Origin of the sequence: Leptolyngbya sp. Cla-17, from assembly GCF_016807185.1 — a bacterium.
Lineage (GTDB): Bacteria > Cyanobacteriota > Cyanobacteriia > Leptolyngbyales > Leptolyngbyaceae > ULC077BIN1.
Genome location: NZ_JAEVYN010000001.1, coordinates 2,049,617 through 2,067,176 on the forward strand (window position 1 = coordinate 2,049,617; position 17,560 = coordinate 2,067,176).

Here is a 17,560-nt window from a genome sequence, read left to right on the forward strand (position 1 = left end):
CGTGAACAAACTCTACACTTTGCTCTTCGCTTTCCACTAAGCAGCACCTCGACTGCAACGGCTCAGGGGCGATGTCCCAAAAAGATGGGTTAAAAAACTGGGGCTCAGCTCTTTGTTCCAAGCGCGTAGCCGCACCATGACCCGCATCAGGGTAAAGGTTAGTTCGATCGCATGATTGAGTTGCTCGGTTCCGATTAAGTCATTGCTGTGGGTGCGTTCGCCCTGGTGATGTTTGAGCAAATCAACCAGATTATGAGTGGAGCCTCTCATTTGAGTAAAAAACGGCTCTGCAAATGCCCAGCGGCTAAAGCCCCAAAATTTTGCCAGATGATTCGCTTCGTCTTGGAGGGGTTGGGCGATCGCCTGTTGCAAGTCGCCGGTGGAGTGCGCCATCAGCCATAAATACACGGCAGTAGCACTCCATTCAGTCGTAATTCGGCTGAGAGTGTGATGATATACCGCATTCCATGGGTCACCATTGGGCTGATACCCTGTGACGGAGTTCGGCTTGGGCTGAAGTTTCTCACCCGTCAACTGCTGATAAATTTTGCGAAAGGTGGGGGCATGTTGCCGCTCTTCTTTTTCCCATACGCCCATGGCTTTAATGGAACCCTGAGCATCACATTCACCACCCATAAAGAATGCCATTTGGGGATGCACAGCTTCTAGATAATCCCAACTTTCTTGAGAGTAAGCCCGAATCGGTGCTTCGATTTCTGTAGCACCCGCAATGATCATGGCAAATAGGGCTGGATCAACGCCAATCACTTGGTCGGGGCTAATCCCTTTCCAGTTAATTGGTTCCCAGGGGCGGGTGTGGGGTGTGGTGAATTGACTAGGTAAGTCAGACAGACGATCGCTGAGAATGGCGATCGCAAGATAGCGATCAATCAGCCGGTTGACTCGCGCTCGAATTTGCAAGTAGCTAGGATTTTTGGGGCAGTAACCAGCCAAATCGGACGTAGCAGCCGCAACTTTAGCGTAACGAGGATGCAATAAGACAGTCATGAGAAGGCTCCTTCTAAGCAAGGGGGGATTGAACTTTGGAGTCGCTGTGGGTCGCGTTCCATACTTCTTAGAATGCCTGAGTTTTTTGAGTCTGCTGGCTTAAGCTCTGGCTAAAAAATTGGCGTAGTTTTTGAATGAGAAAAGAGCGATCGCTTGCCAGAGGTCGTAGGTTTAGCACAAGCGAGTTGAAAGAGCGCGATCGCCCTTGATAATCAGCAATGCCCGATAGCCATTAGGATGTTTCTGCCAAAAAAGTGAAGTTGTTTCCGAAAACTCTACTGTTGAGGGCGTGGTGAGCCAGATAATAAGCCTATTAACGACAGACGCCTGGTTCTCGTCATTACGAGTTGCATCCTCAAAACTAGCCTGCCAGCGTCAATTTTGAGCAAAATTGTGTGCATCCTCTAAATAAGCCAATTATCTATATAGAAGGTTATGGAAGGAGCTCTCAAAGCGTCGGCACAAGGGTTAGAACTGATTGACCAGGCGCGTAAACGCAAAGGTTGGAACCGCCAATCCATTAGTTGGAGCGAAGCCGCACTTACCAGCGTGGCCTGTTTGAAACAGTTTTGGCGCAGTGAACGCATTCAGCCAGATACCTTCATCCGCATTTGTGTAGCCGTTGGAGTGACCGATTGGCAGGAGATCGCCGAATTTTTGCCTACCTCTGCATCACACCCTCCTCTTCCTTCACTCCAGACTGCTTTTCCCTGCTTGGATTGGGGTGAAGCACCCGAAATTTCCTTTTTTTGTGGACGACAGGATGAATTGGCAACCTTGGAGCAGTGGATTCAGGGCGATCGCTGCAAACTCATCGCCATTCTCGGCATGGGCGGTATCGGTAAAACCACCCTGACTGCAACGCTGATCGAACGAGCAATAGAGAATGAAAAATGGGGAATGGGAAAGGGGGAAGCGGAGAAAGAAACGCAACCCATTCAATCTGATAGTTTGTCCTCTAACTCCCAACTCCCAACCCCCTTCCGCAGCCTAATTTGGCGATCGCTCCGCAATGCCCCATCTCTAGAAATGCTGCTGGCAGACTTGATTTCTTTCATTTCCCAACAGCCTCAGATGGCTCTCCCAGACACCCTAGATCAGCAGTTGTCTCTGCTGCTTCGCCATCTGCGCGATCATCGCTGTCTCATCATTTTCGACAATGCCGAATCTATTCTGACTGCTCCATCTACCCAGGCTTCTCTCGATTCTATTTCTCCCCGCTCTTCTGTCCCGCTTGGCACCTACCGCCCTGGTTACGAAGCCTACGGTGAACTGCTGCGCCGAATTGGTGAAGAGCGGCATCAAAGCTGTTTGCTATTGACCAGTCGAGAGCCGCCACGAGAAGTGGTGCTGTTGGCTGGTGAAAAAGTGCGGAGTTTGAATCTGTCAGGACTATCGAATAGTGCTGGACAGGATGTCTTAGCGAGAATTGGATTGTCTTCTGCTTCGGGGATGGAATCAGCGGCGATCGTTGAGCATTACGGCGGCAATCCGTTGGCGTTAAAGATTGTGGCAGCAGGCATTCGCGGATTGATGGATAATGATGTGACTCGCTTTTTGGACTTAATGCATCAGGGGAATTTTTGCTTTTCCGATATTCAAGATTTGCTAGAGCGCCATTTCAGTCGCCTTTCTTATTTAGAGCAGGAGGTAATGTATTGGCTAGCGATCGCCCGTGAACCCGTTTCCCTGACTACCTTACACGCCAATTTGCTCTCGTCAGAATCCCGCGTTCAACTCCCCCAAACCTTGGTTTCTCTCAAGCAGCGCAGTCTGATCGAATCAGCAAAGCTTCCTCTACCCATGAGCAGCACTGGCTATACACTTCAGCCTGTTGTGCTGGAATACACCAGCAGCCGCCTGATTGCAGAGTTCTGTAGCGAAGTGATCAATCAAACTCCCGATCTATTGCGGAATCATGCCCTGATCAAAGCGCAAGCCAAAGATTATATTCGAGAAGCTCAAACTCGCTTTTTGCTTGATCCACTGGTGCAGCGACTACAGGCACTTTGCGGCACGGTTGATTTGACCACTCACCTGGCTCAACTGCTTCCCCCTTTTCAGGGAAAACCACCGATGCAAACGGGCTACATCGGCGGTAACGTGCTGAACCTGTTGCGCCATCTTCGGGCAGATTTGAGCGGCTACGATTTTTCTCGTTTGACGATCTGGCAAGCGGATCTGCGGGGTGCGACGCTCAATCACGTCAATTTTAGCCATGCTGACTTGACAGCTTCTACGTTTACTGAAACCTTTGGCAGTGTGATTGCTTTGGCGTTCAGTCCAGACGGGCAAACGCTGGTGACCAGCGACGATCGCGGCTGGGTGTATCTCTGGCGCGTGGCAGACAGCACTCAGCTACTGGCATTTCAGGCACACAGCGAATGGATTTTCGGGTTGGCATTTAGTCCGGATGGCAGAATGCTGGTGACGGGCAGCCTCGATCGCACGCTCAAACGGTGGGATAGCCAAACAGGGCAATGCTTACAGACTATTCAAGTGCATACCGGCGGTATTTCAGCCGTCGCTTTTTCTGATGATGGCACCTGCTGGGCAAGCGGCAGCAGCGACCAGACGATTAACCTTTTTTCAGAGTCAGGGACCCATCTGCAAACCTTCACGGGACACAGCGATATCGTGCGAACCGTCGCCTTTGGCAGGTTGGGCGATCGCCTGTTGTTGGCAAGCGGCAGCTTTGACCACACCATTCGCATTTGGGATGTACAGGCTGGAACATGTCTCAAAATTTTGCGCGATAGCTGTGCCGTGTTGTCCTTAACATGGCTGCCTAACCCTAGGCTATTAGAGGGCGATCGCGGCGACACTTTCTTGCTGGCAGCCGGTGGCGATGATGGTGCTATCAAACTGTGGAATTGGCAAGCCGCCACTTGGTCAAGCTTAGATGGGCACACAGACGGCATCTGGAGCTTAGCAGCGAGTCCTGATGGACGCACACTCACCAGCGGCAGCAGCGATCAAACCCTCAGATGTTGGGATATGAAAACTGGACATCTACTTCGCACCCTGCGCGGTCATCACAATCGGATTTGGTCAGTTGCCATCAGCCCCGATGGTCACCAAATTGCCAGCGGTAGTGAAGACAAAACGCTCAAGTTGTGGGATAGCCAGAATGGGCAATGTCTCCGGACTCTACAGGGATATCACAACACCACTTTTCCGATCGCGATTTTCCTAAATGCGACCCGTGCGCCGGTGTTACTCACCTTCAGCGAAGATCACCAGGTGCGGTTTTGGGATTTGCAGACTGGGCACTGTCAAAAGACCCTGCGCCTGCCGCCTCAAGATATTTTTCATGCCGCTCTCAGCCCCGATGCTCAAATTCTTGCCAGCAGCGGTTTAGACCACACCATCCGGTTGTATGACCTGCAACAAGAAACCAGTTTGCATCGGTTGCACGGGCATACTGCCTGGATTCGATTTGTGGCATTTCATCCCACCGAACCCTGGATTGCTAGTGCCAGTGGCGATCGCACCCTGCGCCTGTGGCACATTCACACGGGCGAGTGTTTGCAAGTGCTGAGAGGACACAAAAATCCGGTGCAATCCTTTGCCTTTAGCCTCGATGGTCGCCTACTTGCCAGCGCCAGTTGGGATGCTACCGTCCGCCTTTGGGATCTGGCGACTGGAACCTGTTTACAGATATTGGCAGGACATATCGGTCGCCTAGGATTCTGCGCCTTTAATCCTGATGGAACCGTGCTGGTCAGCGGTGGGCAAGACCAAACTCTACGCCTGTGGCAAGTGGAAACGGGAGAGTGCCTCCAAGTATTGGAAGCGCACCAGGGTAGTATTGCAGCGATCTCTTTTCATCCACAAGGTCATTGCTTTGCCAGCGCCAGCTTGGATGGCACTGTTAAACTGTGGGATGTCAACAATGGCTCCTGTTTGCAAACTTTAACAGAGCAAATTGACTATAACAACGCGCTCCTATTCAGTCCCGATGGCAGTTTGCTCAGTGTAGGAAGTCGCAATGGCATCTGCACCATTTTTGATGTGGAAACTGGGAATCGTCATTTGACGCTACACATTCCCCGACCTTATGAAGGCATGACGCTCACTCACGCGATCGGCTTAACTGATGCTCAACGCTTGACTTTGAAAACGTTAGGTGCGATCGAAAAAAGCACCTAACGTGGTGTGCAACTTCTTTTGGTTCCAGCAAAGAAGCCAGAGCGAATTTTGTTTTGACTCATAGCGATCGCCCAGTATTACGCAACACCACCAATGGTTAGCAAGACAGTGGTTCGGTAAATTCAGTCCTTTTACATCCGGGGTTTGAGATAAACAATCGCTTGCCGCCAGACGATGGTGGGTTGGTCATACTGATCCGTCAGGGAGATACAATAATTATCTTGCCAACTGATTTTCCCGGCTAGTAAGTCGCCTGTGACAAGCTTTAGCTCGACTTCCTTACCTTCCCGAATCAAGTTTTGAATTTGGCGAATACTAGGAAGCGCTGTCTCTAATTCTGTTGTCATTACGGGTGCCCCATGAAAAAAGGATGAATTTAGAGAATCGGTTTGAACTTTAGAGTCCCAGCACAACGCTGAATTTTTAACTCTAATTTATTTATCCTCACGACTTATAGCTTACTTTTCTTCGACTACTGCACTCTCTTTAAACATCTATAAGACCATGATGAAAATCGAGTTCACCAAGTACCACGGATTAGGAAACGATTTCATTCTGATTGATAATCGTATGTCCGATGAACCTCGCCTTACGCCAGAACAAGCCGCGATTCTCTGTGATCGCCACTTTGGCATTGGCGCAGATGGTGTGATTTTCGCGTTGCCGGGTCAAAATGGCACCGATTACACCATGCGGATTTTCAACTGCGATGGTTCAGAGCCAGAAATGTGTGGCAACGGCATTCGCTGTCTGGCTCGCTTCATTGCTGATTTGGAAGGCATCACCGAGCCGCGCTCCTATACTATTCATACTTTAGGCGGACTGATTACGCCAAAGTTGACAGCCGATGGCTTGATCACCGTAGACATGGGTGAACCGATCTTATCGGCGGCAGAAATTCCGACGACCTTAGGGCAACCTACTGCACCTGTGGTGAGTCAACCTCTTGAAGCAGCCGGGAAAACCTGGGACGTAACCTGCGTCAACATGGGTAACCCTCACTGCATTACATTTGTGGACGATGTGGCAGCCGTTCCTTTAGAAACGATTGGTTCGCAGATTGAATGTCATCCTGTGTTTCCCAAAAAAATCAACGTGGAGTTCATTCAGGTAGTGCGATCGGACTATTTGAAGATGCGCGTCTGGGAAAGGGCAGCGGGAATTACGTTGGCCTGTGGAACCGGTGCCTGTGCGTCCCTTGTGGCAGCCGTACTAACCGATCGCAGCGATCGCCGTGCTACGGTTGAGCTTCCCGGCGGATGCCTGCTGATTGAGTGGTCAGCAACGGATAATCACCTCTATATGACGGGACCCGCAGAACGAGTATTCACTGGCACAGTGTAATATCTCCGCATTAATTCGGCTACGCGATCGCACCACTGTTGTCGCCCAGCGCGATCTCAAATTTAGATAAGCGTGAGGCTTCAGATTGATCGGGCTTGCCATAAATGCGAGGCAGTTGCTTAGTTTGCTCAAGCACTTGGCGCACTTCTGTATTGGTAATGGTGGCAAGAGGACGATTGCTGAGTAGGGCGATCGCCGCTGCAATGCCTACACTTTGAGCTACTGCCACATTAAATTCCACAATTCGCCCTGCCGAACAAGCATAGCCATCAAAGCCCGAAGCTGGACTGATGACTGCCAGATTGGGAACTGTTTTCACCAGCGCATGATGAAAGCCTACGTTAAACAACGGCGACGTATGGAAACCAATATTGCTAATGCCTTTTGCCATTGCCTTAGCTCCCAAGCCATCAATCCCGCCGCGCACATCCAAATGATAGCCAAAGGTCGCCAATGCTTGATTGGCAGGTACCCCACCCCACAGCATGTCGGCTCCACTTAGCGGAGCAACGACATCGCTAATATTTCCAGCGTGGCGAACGTAGAGTTCAGTCGCCGATCGCACCGTTGGAGTACCCCAACTTTTAAACCAGCCTGCCAACCGCTGCATTTCTTCCACCATCAGCGCGGTGGGTTTGGCTCCTGCCCGTGCTACCGCTTCTGCTTGGGAACCTGTGGTAAAAAACATCAGTGCATTCCAGGACAGTCTTCCTCCAGGCAAAATGGCGATGTTGCCTGGATCAAGCGCAAAGCCGCTGCCTTTGAGGGATAGGGGCTTGCCGCGAAAGGCATGATAAGCCAAAGAGAGTGCCGAGCAGCGCATATCAATATGGTCTTGCCCTACATACATGGATCTAAAGTTGCCCGAAGCATCAACTAGATCTTTACGAAATTGCTCTGCTAGTTTGGCGTTGCCGCCTGCCGCGATCGCCAGCTGCTCCTGTCCAGTGCGATCGTTTAGGTTATAAAACCGTTTAATTAGCATCGATTCCACTTCTTTCAGCCGCGCGATCGTCAATCCTTCTGTTTCAAACACTAGCGTCACGGGCAACTCAGACTCTGGCAACCCAAACGTTTCAAATCCGCTCAGTTTCTTCACTCCAGCAAACTGAGCCAGTTCTGCATTCACCGTTGAGTCAATAAACTGCCGTGCCAAGTAGGTTTCGCCTTTAGTTAGCTGAATTCCTGCGATCTGCGTTCCATTTCTTAGTACAGCTTTAATTTCCAAGCGGCTGATCACATCAACATCTGCCTCTCGCAGCATGGCACGCAGGGCAGCATCGGCTTTGGCTGGATCAAGCGCAATTTGTATTACCCCTGATCGCTGCAAAAACTCCTTATATAACGCCGACGGATCACCAAACGTATCGAGTTTCAGCGATTGACGTATATCCAATGGCACTCGACTGCGATCGAGATAGGCAAGCCGCCCCCGCACTAAATGTCCACCAATGCCCTCTTGAGAATTGCCTTTAAACATGAGCAAGGTTCGTGGCTTCTTACCTGTGCGCCGCTGGTATTCTCTAGATGCCGCTACCAATGCTAATACTCCGGGCACTTCATCGCCAAAACCAATGATGTCATAAGTGCGATTTGCAGCAAGTGTAGTAGAGGTCATGGTGTTGATCAAAATAGATGACAAAAAAGTAGATCTCTAAAAGAGATGAGAAAATATTCTCACTCTTTATTCACCTAAGTCGATGGCTGAAACGAATATGCAGGTATGTGGGGTGTGTGGTGTCAAAATTATCAAAATGGTTGGGGGCGATCGCGTGTTGTTTTCTGTCGGTCCACCTGGTACCCGTGAGACGCTTTGGCAAAAAGTATGCAAACATGCTCAAAATTCGGGGTGTATCAATCGTCAGGATGGTTAGAGATCTAACGACCTAAAAATCCTGCACACTTTATACTAACTTTGGCAAGCATTTACGTAGAAGATTTACAGATTTAGTACTGGCATTGCCTGTAATTTTACGGTAGTCTTACGCCGAGCCTCCTGTTTCTTTCAAAATTCCCTGTAAGAAGAAGTATCAGGTTTTTATTGAGATCTGATTTTAATTCAGTACCGTGGATTTACAGGAGAATCGGTTGTGTTGACCAGACGAACCAGCAAATTGTTACCTTGCGCCAGCCAAAGTAACCTTGGGTTTACTTTGATTGAGTTACTGGTTGTCATTACAATCACTGGTATGCTTGCCGCGATCGCCCTTCCAACTTTTTTAAGTCGGGCAAATAGTGCAAAACAGGCAGAAGCTAAAACTTACATCGGTACGCTCAATCGTGCCCAGCAAGCCTATGCGATCGAATACTCGCGGTTTTCAGATAGCCCTGCTGCTTTAGGACTACATATTCGCGATCACAAAAACTATAAATATGAAATTAAAGTAGACGGCAATGGCAGCCCTTATGCCGTTCACTATGCTGATTCGCAAGCGGCAAAGCTACCTGCCTATGTGGGTATGACCGCTTTCATCCAAGGTAGTGATGGTACTCCAGCTTTAAACACTGTTCTCTGTAAAGCAGATCTTCCTCAAGAAGGTCGGGCCACTGCTCCAATCTATAATTTAGCCTCTGTAGAATGCGCCCCTGGGACGCAGGATGCAGCAAAAAGTAGATGAGTAGACATAAAAAAGCCCATCTCAAAGATGGGCTGTAAAGCTTAAAGATAGAGTCTTAAAACGTTATAGAATACCTGCGTTAGTCAAGCCTAAAATGGCACCTGCACCCAAGATGTGACCAAAACTGGCTGTTGCCAAGAGTTCGGGTAATCCAAATTCACCCCCAAATGGATCGGGAAATTGAATTGGCAGTTTGGGACCTACACCTTTGCGACTGATGGCATAACGCCCGATCGCGATCGCAAACAGATTGCAAAGTAGCATTGTAATCCCAACCCCGATAGACCAATCGGTTGAGCGAGCCTGCACAGCAGCTAACAATGGCATATAAAACATGCTTTCATCTCCAAAAACAACAGCTAAGCGCAGTATTGAAATTAGAAGAATTATAAGAATCTATGGAAGAGCAAATTGCAAAGTGGGTTTATTTGTTTAAATCAATTAATGAATAAATTTATGTTTTGATACAAAGGAAAAGCAATAATAAACACGCGTAAATAAAAGCATTTTAAGAAATGTTGAGTAATTTCTCTAAAGATCGAAAAGCAAACTTACGAGTCAAAATTTGTGGGATTACTCAGCCGGAACAAGGACGCGCGATCGCCGAATTGGGTGCCACGGCCTTAGGCTTTATTTGTGCGCCAACCTCTCCTCGCTATGTCACTGCCCAACAAATTGCAGATGTTGTGTTAAGCCTGCCCATAAATTTGGAGACTGGTAAACCCTGCTGCGATCGAATTGGGGTGTTCGTCAATGCTGATCTGGAGTTAATTTGCCAAGTGGTTGCGCTTGGGCACTTAAATGGAGTGCAGCTTCATGGAGACGAAACCCCGGAACTCTGCGATCGTCTTCGTCAGGCCCTTCCAGGGGTTGAATTGATCAAGGCACTCCGCATTCAATCTATGGCAGCCTTAGAAGCCACACAGCTTTATCAAAATTCTGTCAATACGCTACTTTTAGATGCTTACCATCCAACACTTGCAGGCGGCACAGGTAAAACGTTGGATTGGTCGGCATTACAACAATTTCGCCCTACCATTCCCTGGTTTTTGGCAGGCGGTTTGAGTCCAGATAATATTTTAGAAGCTCTAGCTTACTTGAATCCTAACGGCATTGATCTCTCTAGCGGTGTTGAAATAAGCCCTGGCAACAAGAATCTAAATCAGGTGGCTCAACTGCTGAATGCCCTACAGCCAACGCTTAATGTTTCACAGCGCGATTATCAAACCACATAAACTAGTAGAAGCTGTGTCGCAGCTATTGGAATTGGGACTGGCCACAGAACAGCTCCCGATCGCGCTCAGCATTGAGCTTGGCTCAGTGCAACAAACCTTTCAATCCTCAAAAGCATCCCATTGAAGTCTTACTGAATTGCATTAAACTCATCAACTTTTTGAGTAACGGCTACAGGCAGGAGTTTTAGACTAAACTAGATGGTCAAATAAAGACTTTAGATGCGCTTATGCGATCGCCTGCAACATCTACGTTTACTCAACGGTTAACCACTAAATCGGATGCGCCAGTTTCTCTAACCCTACCTCTAACGGCAGAAGACCGCACGCGATCGCGTCACCATTTTGAAACATCTGATGGGCAAGTGGTTTATCTACAGCTACCTAGAGGCACCATATTACGAGATGGCGATTTATTGCAATCTGATGATGGAGCGATCGCTCGGGTGCTTGCCAAACCCGAACCTGTGCTTACGGTTACTGCTCAAACTCCGCTTTATCTATTGCAAGCGGCATACCATCTTGGCAACCGCCATGTTTCCCTTGAAATCGCTTCCACTTACCTCCGTCTTTCTCCCGATCCGGTTCTACACAACCTTTTGATTCATCGGGGTTTACACATCACTGAAGAAATCCAACCCTTCCAGCCCGAAAGCGGAGCCTATGGACAGCATCAACACTAGAAACCCGACTCCTAACCTACGATGAACAGTGATTCTCTGCTCCATCTTTTGCAGCTTGCCAGCCCAGCACTTCCGGTCGGAGCATATAGTTACTCCGAAGGATTGGAGGCGTTGGTGGAGTTAGGCAAGGTAACTAGTCAAGAGACGTTGGCACAGTGGTTGAGTCAGGAGTTGCGCTGGGGGGCGGTGCGCTTAGAAGCGGCCGTGATGATGCGAAGCTGTGAAAGAGCGCGTAGCCAAGATTTTGATGCGGTGATCAAGTGGAATTGCTGGCTGACAGCGGCACGAGAAACGGAGGAGTTAAGACAGCAGAGTTTACAAATGGGGCGATCGCTACTAAAGCTCCTGTTAGATTTACATCCTGAACTGATCAATGGTTATGAACCTTTGCAAAAAGAGGGCTGTAATTTTGCGATCGCCTATGCGATCGCGGCAGCGTATTACCAAATCGATATACAAGCTGCTCTGCTTGCCTACCTTTATAGCTGGATCGCTAACTTAGTCAGTGCCGGAGTAAAACTGATTCCCTTAGGGCAAACAGCAGGACAACGTCTGCTGCTCACCATGCAGCCAGCTTTAGAGCGCGCTGCTGAAGCTATTTTCATGCTGCAAACGGATGATCTATGTAGCTGTAGTTGGGGGCTGTCTTTAGCAAGCATGGCTCATGAACGCCAATATAGTCGATTGTTCCGCAGTTAAATATGAAGCAGATGCCAATCAATAGTGAGTGTTTCCTATCTTAAAAGTTGGCAAATTCCAGCTGCAATTGTGATCAGCAGGGTTGCCATACTGTTAGAACTGCGTGACATACTTTAAAAGCTAGCCTGCTGCTCACTCTATCCATGCCATTAACAATTTTGATTGCTGATGATGACTTAGGAACACGCCTATCGATTGGCGACTACTTTGAGACAGTGGGATATTCGGTTCTTCGCGCTGAAAATGGACAGGAAGCATTAAAAATGGTTGAAAAATTTCAGCCTCATTTAATTGTGACCGATGTGATGATGCCGCAAATGGATGGGTATGAGTTCATTCGCCAAGTTCGTCAGCAGCCTGTCTTTCGGTTGCTTCCTGTTGTGTTTTTGACGGCTCGAACTGAAACTCATGAACGCATCCGTGGCTATCAATTAGGATGCGATGTTTATTTGCCTAAGCCGTTTGAACTGCAAGAACTGGGCGCAGTTGTGCGGCACCTGTTGGAGCGCCTCCAAATGATTGAAATGGAGTGGCGATCGCGATCGCCACTCCCTAATTCTGCTGATCATGCAGCGCTGAAAAATACTAATCTGGCGGCTCTCGCTGCGATCAAAGTAAAGTTCACGAAGCGGGAACAAGAAGTAGTGATGCTGTTATCTGACGGGCTTTCCAATGCACAGATTGGCGATCGCCTGCATCTTAGCCCACGCACCGTTGAAAAATATGTCAGCAGCTTACTCGACAAAACAGATACTAGCAATCGCGCTGAGCTAATGCGTTTTGCAATCGATCATCACTTGGTATAAAAAGAGCGGAGTGCCCTCTACTCCATTAAGTCTTGGCTAGCTGTTGCTTCACATGATCGAGTAGCCCTAAGCAAGCATCTTGCAACAGCTCAATCACCTGGTTAAAGCCATCTGTCCCACCATAATAGGGGTCGGGAACTTCTTTAAGGGTGTGATGAGTGCAAAAATCGCACATTAATCGAACTTTTTTCCGGTATTTGCCAGTGAGGTCCAGCGCACAAATATTGGCATAGTTCTCTCGGTCCATTGCCAAAATTAGGTCAAATGCGTCAAAGTCTGCTTTGGTAAACTGCCGAGCGCGTCCTTTCATGGCAATGCCTTGTTGAGTGGCGGCCAAGGTCATTCGCTGATCGGGTGAAGCACCGATATGATAGCTAGAAGTTCCTGCCGAATCACAAATGATCTGCCCAATTAAGTTGTTTTGCTCAACTAAATGATTCATGATGTTCTCCGCCGCAGGAGAACGACAAATATTTCCTAAGCAGACAAACAAAAGTTTGTAGGACATAAAGTAAGGTGAATTGAATATAAACAAGACAAAACCGGGATGATTTTAATTTTTCCCGGTTTCAAACGAACCTCGTTGAATTGGCGATCGCGCTCCCACAAAACCTTTTCAGGCAAGATCAAAGTTACATACCCGGTAGATTCAATCCACCCGTCAGTTCTTCCATCTTCTCACGCATCATCTCAGTAGACTTTCTGTAAGCATCCTTCATGGCAGCAGTGACTAAATCGGAAACAACATCTGCTCCTTCGCTAAGAACATCTGGTGAGATCACAACGCGAATGGGTTCCTGATTTCCACTCAAAACCACTTTCACAAGACCACCCTGTGCTTCACCTTCAATCTCCATTTCCTCAAGTTCTTCTTGAAGCTTCTTAGCTCCTTCTTGAACTTGCTGAGCTTTTTTGAAAGCCTCGGCTAGCTCTTTCATTTTGCCTAATCCGAAGCCAAATCCTTGTCCTTGTGACATAACGCTTTAATGAAGTAGGTGTTCAAAACAAACAGCAGTTTTATTATGGCACTGCTGTACCAAGCTGGTTTACTTTCTCTAACCTTTTGTGAAAAATCTGTCGGATGGTTTAGTAGAGCCTCACTCTTACTCTGGATTTGACTAAAATTCACCCAAAACTTGAACCTCTGGTTCTAACCAGACGTTCCATTGATGATTCACTGCCTGCTGAGCATAGCGAATCAGTTGAAAAATATCGTTTGCGTTAGCACCGCCACAGTTGAGGATAAAGTTTGCATGGCGCTGAGCAATTTGAGCACCACCAATTTGATACCCCTTGAGTCCTAATTGCTCAATCAACCAGCCTGCTTTGTACTGACCAGGGTTACGGAAAACACTGCCGCAGCTTGGCAAATGATAGGGCTGGGTAGCGCGGCGTTGGTTTAAGTGAATAGAAGTTTCAGCGCTTACTTGAGCAGGATCAGCACCAGGCTTTAGCTGAAAGGTTGCTTGAGTCACCAGCCAGTTTTTGCTCTGTAAAGTTGATGTGCGGTAAGCATAGCCTAACTCTTTGGGTGTAAAGATGCGCGTTGTGCCATCGGGTAATAGAACATGGGCATTAAGCAGTGAGTCAGCGGTGCAGCCTCCATGGGCACCTGCATTCATCACGACGGCTCCCCCTACGGTTCCAGGAATACCCACTGCCCATTCCATCCCTTGCCATCCCTGCCCGGCAACTTGCCAAGCCAGTCGCGGTAAAGGTGCGCCCGCCCCAACCGTTACCTGTCCTGTGGCAGAGTCAAATTGAATTTGACGGAGGCGGCGAGTGCCAACCACAAGTCCTGATAGACCGCGATCGCTAATTAGCAGATTAGAGCCTGCCCCTAAAAAAGTTATGGGCAATCCCTCGGTTCGTGCCCATTCAAAACTAGCCTGTAATTCTTCATAAGTCCGAGGAGTCACATACCATTCTGCGGGGCCACCGACGCGGAATGAAGTGAGCGTTGCCAAGGGAATATAAGCTTTGATCAGACAATCCGTTTCAGGCAACCGAATTTGGTGAGCAGATGGTTTCAACGGGTATTGAGGAGTGAGGGTTAAACTCTTCGCCCCAATTAACTTAGGAGGATCGTAAGAAATAGTCATGACTAATTAAAATGGATACCCTACACCAGAAACTTATGAATTTTTGATGGCAACATTTCAAGCTACCCGATGCCCTGAAAGTTGAACTGCCGATGCAGTCCTAAGCGTGGTTACGCCAATGATGTGACATTTCCTGCTCTAGTTTTTGGTGAGAGACCATCACTTCTGGAATAATCTGGTTTAAATTCCCAGCTCCCATAAACAGTGCCAGGTCTCCTGGGTGGAGAATTTCGACAAGAAACTGATGGATTGATTGAAGAGAAGAATGGTAGAAGACTTTATCTTGATGATGGGCAATTAAATTTGCCAGGGTTGCACCTGTTAAGTCAGCAGGTTTGGACTCTCCAGCACTATAAATATCGCTAATAATGACGACATCTGCATTTGAAAATGATTCCGCGAATTCAGACAAAAACGCTTGCGTTCGGCTGTAACGATGAGGCTGAAAAATTGCAACAATTCGCTTCAAGGTAGAGCCTGATTCCTGCACTTTAAGCCGTGCCGCCGCTAGGGTTGCCTGAAGTTCGCTGGGATGATGGGCATAGTCATCGACAAAGAGGATGCCATTATATTCGCCGCGATGCTCAAACCGACGACGAGCGCCTTCAAAGGTAGCAATAGCTTGAGAAATAGTTGAGAAATTAAGACCTAATAACCGCCCTATTGCAACAGCAGCAAGTGCATTGCTGAGATTGTGACGACCTAACAATTTGACATTCAACTGTCCTAAAATGACACCCCGCTCCCAGACTCTAGCCGTGCTTCCACCCCGATGAGAGATGCAGTCAACCGTATAGGTTGCGTTGGCTTGAGGGTCTAAACTGTAGGTGATTGAAGGAGTAAGATGATCGCGCACAATGGGGCAATCGTAGCTGCCGATCAGGGTTTTGCAATTAGCCTTGAAGGTTTGGAACGTTTCGATCACCTCATCCAAACTGGCGTAATGATCAATGTGGTCTAGCTCAATATTGGTAATCACACCAATTTCCGAAGCCAATTTAACCAAAGATCCATCTGATTCGTCTGCTTCAGCAACTAAATAAGGACCTTGACCTACGTGAGCATTGCCTTGCCAAGCATTCACTTCGCCACCGACAACAATCGTTGGATCTAAACCCGCCTGCAACAGCATGTAGCCCACTAAGCTACTAGTGGTGGTTTTTCCATGAGTTCCCGCGATCGCGATTCCTCGATATTCGCGAATCAGTGCAGCCAAAACATCAGAGCGATGGTAGATAGAACACCCCAAATCACATGCCGCTTGATATTCCAAATTGGCGGATTGAATTGCGGTAGAGCAAATGACTTGGGGGAGGGCATCTAATTTTTGACTGCGATTAGATGAACCATTTTTAGCAGAAGCGGAAGTGTGCGCTGCTGAATTTGTTCCGGCGACCACTGACGCGATCGCTTCAACGGCAGGACGGGACTGAAAAAACTCTAAATTGCTGGGATCTTGACTCCAAAAAATATGAACCCCATTTTCCTGCAAGCGTTGGGTAATGTGGCTAAGGCGAAGATCTGACCCTGACACCGGCAAATTTCGCTTTGCCAAAACATATGCTAGAGCAGACATGCCTATACCACCAACACCAATAAAGTGGAAAGGCTTGCCGCTTAAGTCTATAGAAACCGGCATTGTACGATCCTCACAAACCACACCAATAACACGCGCTATCATATCAGGAATAATCTTTTCAGCATACCTAACCTATTCAGTATTAATTCTTAGAAAAGACTAATAGCTAACTGATTGCTGTCCTGAAAGTTATATCACCCTCTACAAGGTTTCATTCTTTCTATCCGAAAATTTCTTTCTAGACGCAGTCTGCCTCTTAATGCCAAAGATGCTTAAGATGACAAAGCTTTTCCGGTTTTTTAGTGAAAACGTCTTTTAATAGACCATTAAGGCTGTTTTATTAATTGATCTTTTGCAGCACATCTTCATTTTCGGCAAATTTCAGTAGGGTTTGAAAAGTTAAGTTTTTCAATCCTGCACTGGCTGATTGTGCGTTAAAGGATTGTGGGCTTGGTAAAGTAGGATCAATTCTTTCCCCTCAAGAAGCTATGGAATGCCGACTTTGTGGTCATCCTAAGTGTCATAAGCATGGCAAGCTGCCCAATGGACACCAACGCTATTTCTGCCCTCACTGCCAGCAAACCTTCTGTGAGAGCTTTGACACGCTGTACTACTGGCGACGAGTGAGTCCGGAACAAGTTCAGCAGGTGCTACAAGCTCATAGTGAGGGCAGCAGCTTACGAGGGATTAGCCGAATTACAGGCTTGGCATACAACACCGTGGTCAGTATTGTTCGGGCATCGAGTGCCAAGGCTCAGCTAATTCATAACGACCAGGTCAAGCAAGTGGCAACCGCAGAGGTGAGTGCGGATGAGATGTGGTCTTTCGTGCAAAAAAACAGAAGCAATGTCTTTCCAATGAATTAGAAGTGGGAGACTGCTGGATAGGTCTGAGTTTAGCGGACTCCAGTGGACTGATTTTAGCGGCACGAGTGGGCAAGCATACAGACGAACTTATTGAGGAATTGGTAATTAGTACACAGGGAAAAACGGCTTGCAAACAGTGGAACAGTGATGACTGGGGAGGCTATGAACGAGTCCTTCCGCCTGAAATTCTGCACTATGTTGGCAAAGACAAAACGCAGCGCTTAGAGCGAACCAACGGCATCGTCCGACAACAAACTGCTCGATGGCACCGCAGGCAAAACAAGTTCGGCAAGCTGTGGGAGCAAACGAAAGTGACAACACGCTTAGTAGTCAGCTATTTCAATTGGATTTGGCGGCATAGTCGATTCAAAACAACTGCGGCTCAACGAGCAAAACTGGCTGAGCAGCCTTGGACCTGGCAGGATGTCGTTACCTACCCCACAATCCTTTAGTGCACTACCCACTGGCTTT

Annotated in this window: 17 protein-coding genes; 9 read left to right on the plus strand and 8 right to left on the minus strand. The window is 48.0% G+C overall.

Annotated elements, in window-relative coordinates; all coding sequences use genetic code 11:
• Positions 1–36: 36 nt before the first annotated feature.
• Positions 37–1,008: a hypothetical protein gene (locus JOY44_RS09110; protein ID WP_171573277.1), complete on the minus strand. Its 972-nt coding sequence runs from the start codon at positions 1,006–1,008 to the stop codon at positions 37–39.
• Positions 1,009–1,443: 435 nt separating this feature from the next.
• Here JOY44_RS09110 and JOY44_RS09115 point away from each other — a divergent pair, with 435 nt between their 5' ends.
• Entirely contained in the window at positions 1,444–5,160 is a 3,717-nt protein-coding gene (locus JOY44_RS09115; protein ID WP_171573278.1) for a pentapeptide repeat-containing protein, read from the plus strand.
• A gap of 131 nt (positions 5,161–5,291) precedes the next feature.
• On the opposite strand, the gene JOY44_RS09120 is transcribed toward JOY44_RS09115, so the two are convergent.
• Positions 5,292–5,507 carry an Hfq-related RNA-binding protein gene (locus JOY44_RS09120; RefSeq protein WP_171573279.1) on the minus strand — a complete coding sequence of 72 codons (216 nt, stop codon included), beginning with the start codon at positions 5,505–5,507 and terminating at the stop codon, positions 5,292–5,294.
• Positions 5,508–5,664: 157 nt separating this feature from the next.
• Here JOY44_RS09120 and dapF point away from each other — a divergent pair, with 157 nt between their 5' ends.
• On the plus strand, positions 5,665–6,504 hold the full coding sequence (dapF, locus tag JOY44_RS09125; protein ID WP_197985086.1) for a diaminopimelate epimerase: 840 nt from the start codon (positions 5,665–5,667) through the stop codon (positions 6,502–6,504).
• Positions 6,505–6,523: 19 nt separating this feature from the next.
• Here dapF and JOY44_RS09130 read toward each other — a convergent pair whose 3' ends face one another.
• Positions 6,524–8,122 carry an FAD-dependent oxidoreductase gene (locus JOY44_RS09130; protein WP_171573280.1) on the minus strand — a complete coding sequence of 533 codons (1,599 nt, stop codon included), beginning with the start codon at positions 8,120–8,122 and terminating at the stop codon, positions 6,524–6,526.
• 82 nt (positions 8,123–8,204) lie between these two features.
• On the opposite strand from JOY44_RS09130, the gene JOY44_RS09135 reads away from it, so the two are divergent.
• Together JOY44_RS09135 and JOY44_RS32340 are read left to right on the plus strand one after the other, a co-directional pair.
• A complete protein-coding gene (locus tag JOY44_RS09135; protein ID WP_171573281.1) occupies positions 8,205–8,378 on the plus strand; it encodes a hypothetical protein in 174 nt (57 codons plus the stop codon).
• Between the two features lie 216 nt (positions 8,379–8,594).
• A complete protein-coding gene (locus tag JOY44_RS32340) occupies positions 8,595–9,122 on the plus strand; it encodes a type IV pilin-like G/H family protein (protein ID WP_281063287.1) in 528 nt (175 codons plus the stop codon).
• A gap of 63 nt (positions 9,123–9,185) precedes the next feature.
• Here JOY44_RS32340 and psaK read toward each other — a convergent pair whose 3' ends face one another.
• Complete coding sequence (gene psaK, locus JOY44_RS09145) at positions 9,186–9,458, minus strand: photosystem I reaction center subunit PsaK (RefSeq protein WP_171573282.1); 273 nt, start codon at positions 9,456–9,458, stop codon at positions 9,186–9,188.
• Between the two features lie 179 nt (positions 9,459–9,637).
• On the opposite strand from psaK, the gene JOY44_RS09150 reads away from it, so the two are divergent.
• The 4 genes from JOY44_RS09150 (at position 9,638) to JOY44_RS09165 (ending at position 12,542) form a co-directional block, all read left to right on the plus strand.
• Complete coding sequence (locus JOY44_RS09150) at positions 9,638–10,357, plus strand: phosphoribosylanthranilate isomerase (protein ID WP_171573283.1); 720 nt, start codon at positions 9,638–9,640, stop codon at positions 10,355–10,357.
• Positions 10,358–10,584: 227 nt separating this feature from the next.
• Positions 10,585–11,037, plus strand: a complete 453-nt coding sequence (gene ureE / locus JOY44_RS09155; protein WP_171573284.1) for an urease accessory protein UreE — start codon at positions 10,585–10,587, stop codon at positions 11,035–11,037.
• Between the two features lie 21 nt (positions 11,038–11,058).
• Complete coding sequence (locus JOY44_RS09160; protein WP_171573285.1) at positions 11,059–11,736, plus strand: urease accessory protein UreF; 678 nt, start codon at positions 11,059–11,061, stop codon at positions 11,734–11,736.
• 143 nt (positions 11,737–11,879) lie between these two features.
• Positions 11,880–12,542, plus strand: a complete 663-nt coding sequence (locus JOY44_RS09165; RefSeq protein WP_171573286.1) for a response regulator transcription factor — start codon at positions 11,880–11,882, stop codon at positions 12,540–12,542.
• Between the two features lie 25 nt (positions 12,543–12,567).
• On the opposite strand, the gene JOY44_RS09170 is transcribed toward JOY44_RS09165, so the two are convergent.
• From JOY44_RS09170 to murC, 4 genes are all read right to left on the minus strand, one after another.
• The gene (locus tag JOY44_RS09170) at positions 12,568–13,050 is read right to left on the minus strand and encodes a low molecular weight protein-tyrosine-phosphatase (protein WP_171573287.1); all 483 of its coding nucleotides are present in this window, start codon (positions 13,048–13,050) and stop codon (positions 12,568–12,570) included.
• Between the two features lie 124 nt (positions 13,051–13,174).
• Positions 13,175–13,519 carry a YbaB/EbfC family nucleoid-associated protein gene (locus tag JOY44_RS09175; RefSeq protein WP_171573288.1) on the minus strand — a complete coding sequence of 115 codons (345 nt, stop codon included), beginning with the start codon at positions 13,517–13,519 and terminating at the stop codon, positions 13,175–13,177.
• Between the two features lie 141 nt (positions 13,520–13,660).
• Complete coding sequence (gene murB, locus JOY44_RS09180; protein ID WP_171573289.1) at positions 13,661–14,644, minus strand: UDP-N-acetylmuramate dehydrogenase; 984 nt, start codon at positions 14,642–14,644, stop codon at positions 13,661–13,663.
• A 100-nt stretch (positions 14,645–14,744) separates the two neighbouring features.
• Positions 14,745–16,283, minus strand: a complete 1,539-nt coding sequence (murC, locus tag JOY44_RS09185; protein WP_171573810.1) for a UDP-N-acetylmuramate--L-alanine ligase — start codon at positions 16,281–16,283, stop codon at positions 14,745–14,747.
• A gap of 428 nt (positions 16,284–16,711) precedes the next feature.
• On the opposite strand from murC, the gene JOY44_RS09190 reads away from it, so the two are divergent.
• Positions 16,712–17,541, plus strand: a protein-coding gene (locus tag JOY44_RS09190; protein WP_171573290.1) for an IS1 family transposase whose coding sequence is annotated in 2 segments (ribosomal slippage) — positions 16,712–17,053 and positions 17,056–17,541 — 828 coding nt in all. Because the reading frame shifts where the segments join, the coding sequence is not laid out codon by codon here.
• Positions 17,542–17,560: the final 19 nt, after the last annotated feature.

What these genes read in the sequence shown, in the direction of transcription:
- JOY44_RS09110 (WP_171573277.1), bottom strand. Translation starts at nt 1,008, where the DNA reads ATGACTGTCTTATTGCATCCTCGTTACGCTAAAGTTGCGGCTGCTACG.
- JOY44_RS09115 (WP_171573278.1), top strand. Translation starts at nt 1,444, where the DNA reads ATGGAAGGAGCTCTCAAAGCGTCGGCACAAGGGTTAGAACTGATTGAC.
- JOY44_RS09120 (WP_171573279.1), bottom strand. Translation starts at nt 5,507, where the DNA reads ATGACAACAGAATTAGAGACAGCGCTTCCTAGTATTCGCCAAATTCAA.
- dapF (WP_197985086.1), top strand. Translation starts at nt 5,665, where the DNA reads ATGATGAAAATCGAGTTCACCAAGTACCACGGATTAGGAAACGATTTC.
- JOY44_RS09130 (WP_171573280.1), bottom strand. Translation starts at nt 8,122, where the DNA reads ATGACCTCTACTACACTTGCTGCAAATCGCACTTATGACATCATTGGT.
- JOY44_RS09135 (WP_171573281.1), top strand. Translation starts at nt 8,205, where the DNA reads ATGGCTGAAACGAATATGCAGGTATGTGGGGTGTGTGGTGTCAAAATT.
- psaK (WP_171573282.1), bottom strand. Translation starts at nt 9,458, where the DNA reads ATGTTTTATATGCCATTGTTAGCTGCTGTGCAGGCTCGCTCAACCGAT.
- JOY44_RS09150 (WP_171573283.1), top strand. Translation starts at nt 9,638, where the DNA reads ATGTTGAGTAATTTCTCTAAAGATCGAAAAGCAAACTTACGAGTCAAA.
- ureE (WP_171573284.1), top strand. Translation starts at nt 10,585, where the DNA reads ATGCGATCGCCTGCAACATCTACGTTTACTCAACGGTTAACCACTAAA.
- JOY44_RS09160 (WP_171573285.1), top strand. Translation starts at nt 11,059, where the DNA reads ATGAACAGTGATTCTCTGCTCCATCTTTTGCAGCTTGCCAGCCCAGCA.
- JOY44_RS09165 (WP_171573286.1), top strand. Translation starts at nt 11,880, where the DNA reads ATGCCATTAACAATTTTGATTGCTGATGATGACTTAGGAACACGCCTA.
- JOY44_RS09170 (WP_171573287.1), bottom strand. Translation starts at nt 13,050, where the DNA reads ATGTCCTACAAACTTTTGTTTGTCTGCTTAGGAAATATTTGTCGTTCT.
- JOY44_RS09175 (WP_171573288.1), bottom strand. Translation starts at nt 13,519, where the DNA reads ATGTCACAAGGACAAGGATTTGGCTTCGGATTAGGCAAAATGAAAGAG.
- murB (WP_171573289.1), bottom strand. Translation starts at nt 14,644, where the DNA reads ATGACTATTTCTTACGATCCTCCTAAGTTAATTGGGGCGAAGAGTTTA.
- murC (WP_171573810.1), bottom strand. Translation starts at nt 16,283, where the DNA reads ATGCCGGTTTCTATAGACTTAAGCGGCAAGCCTTTCCACTTTATTGGT.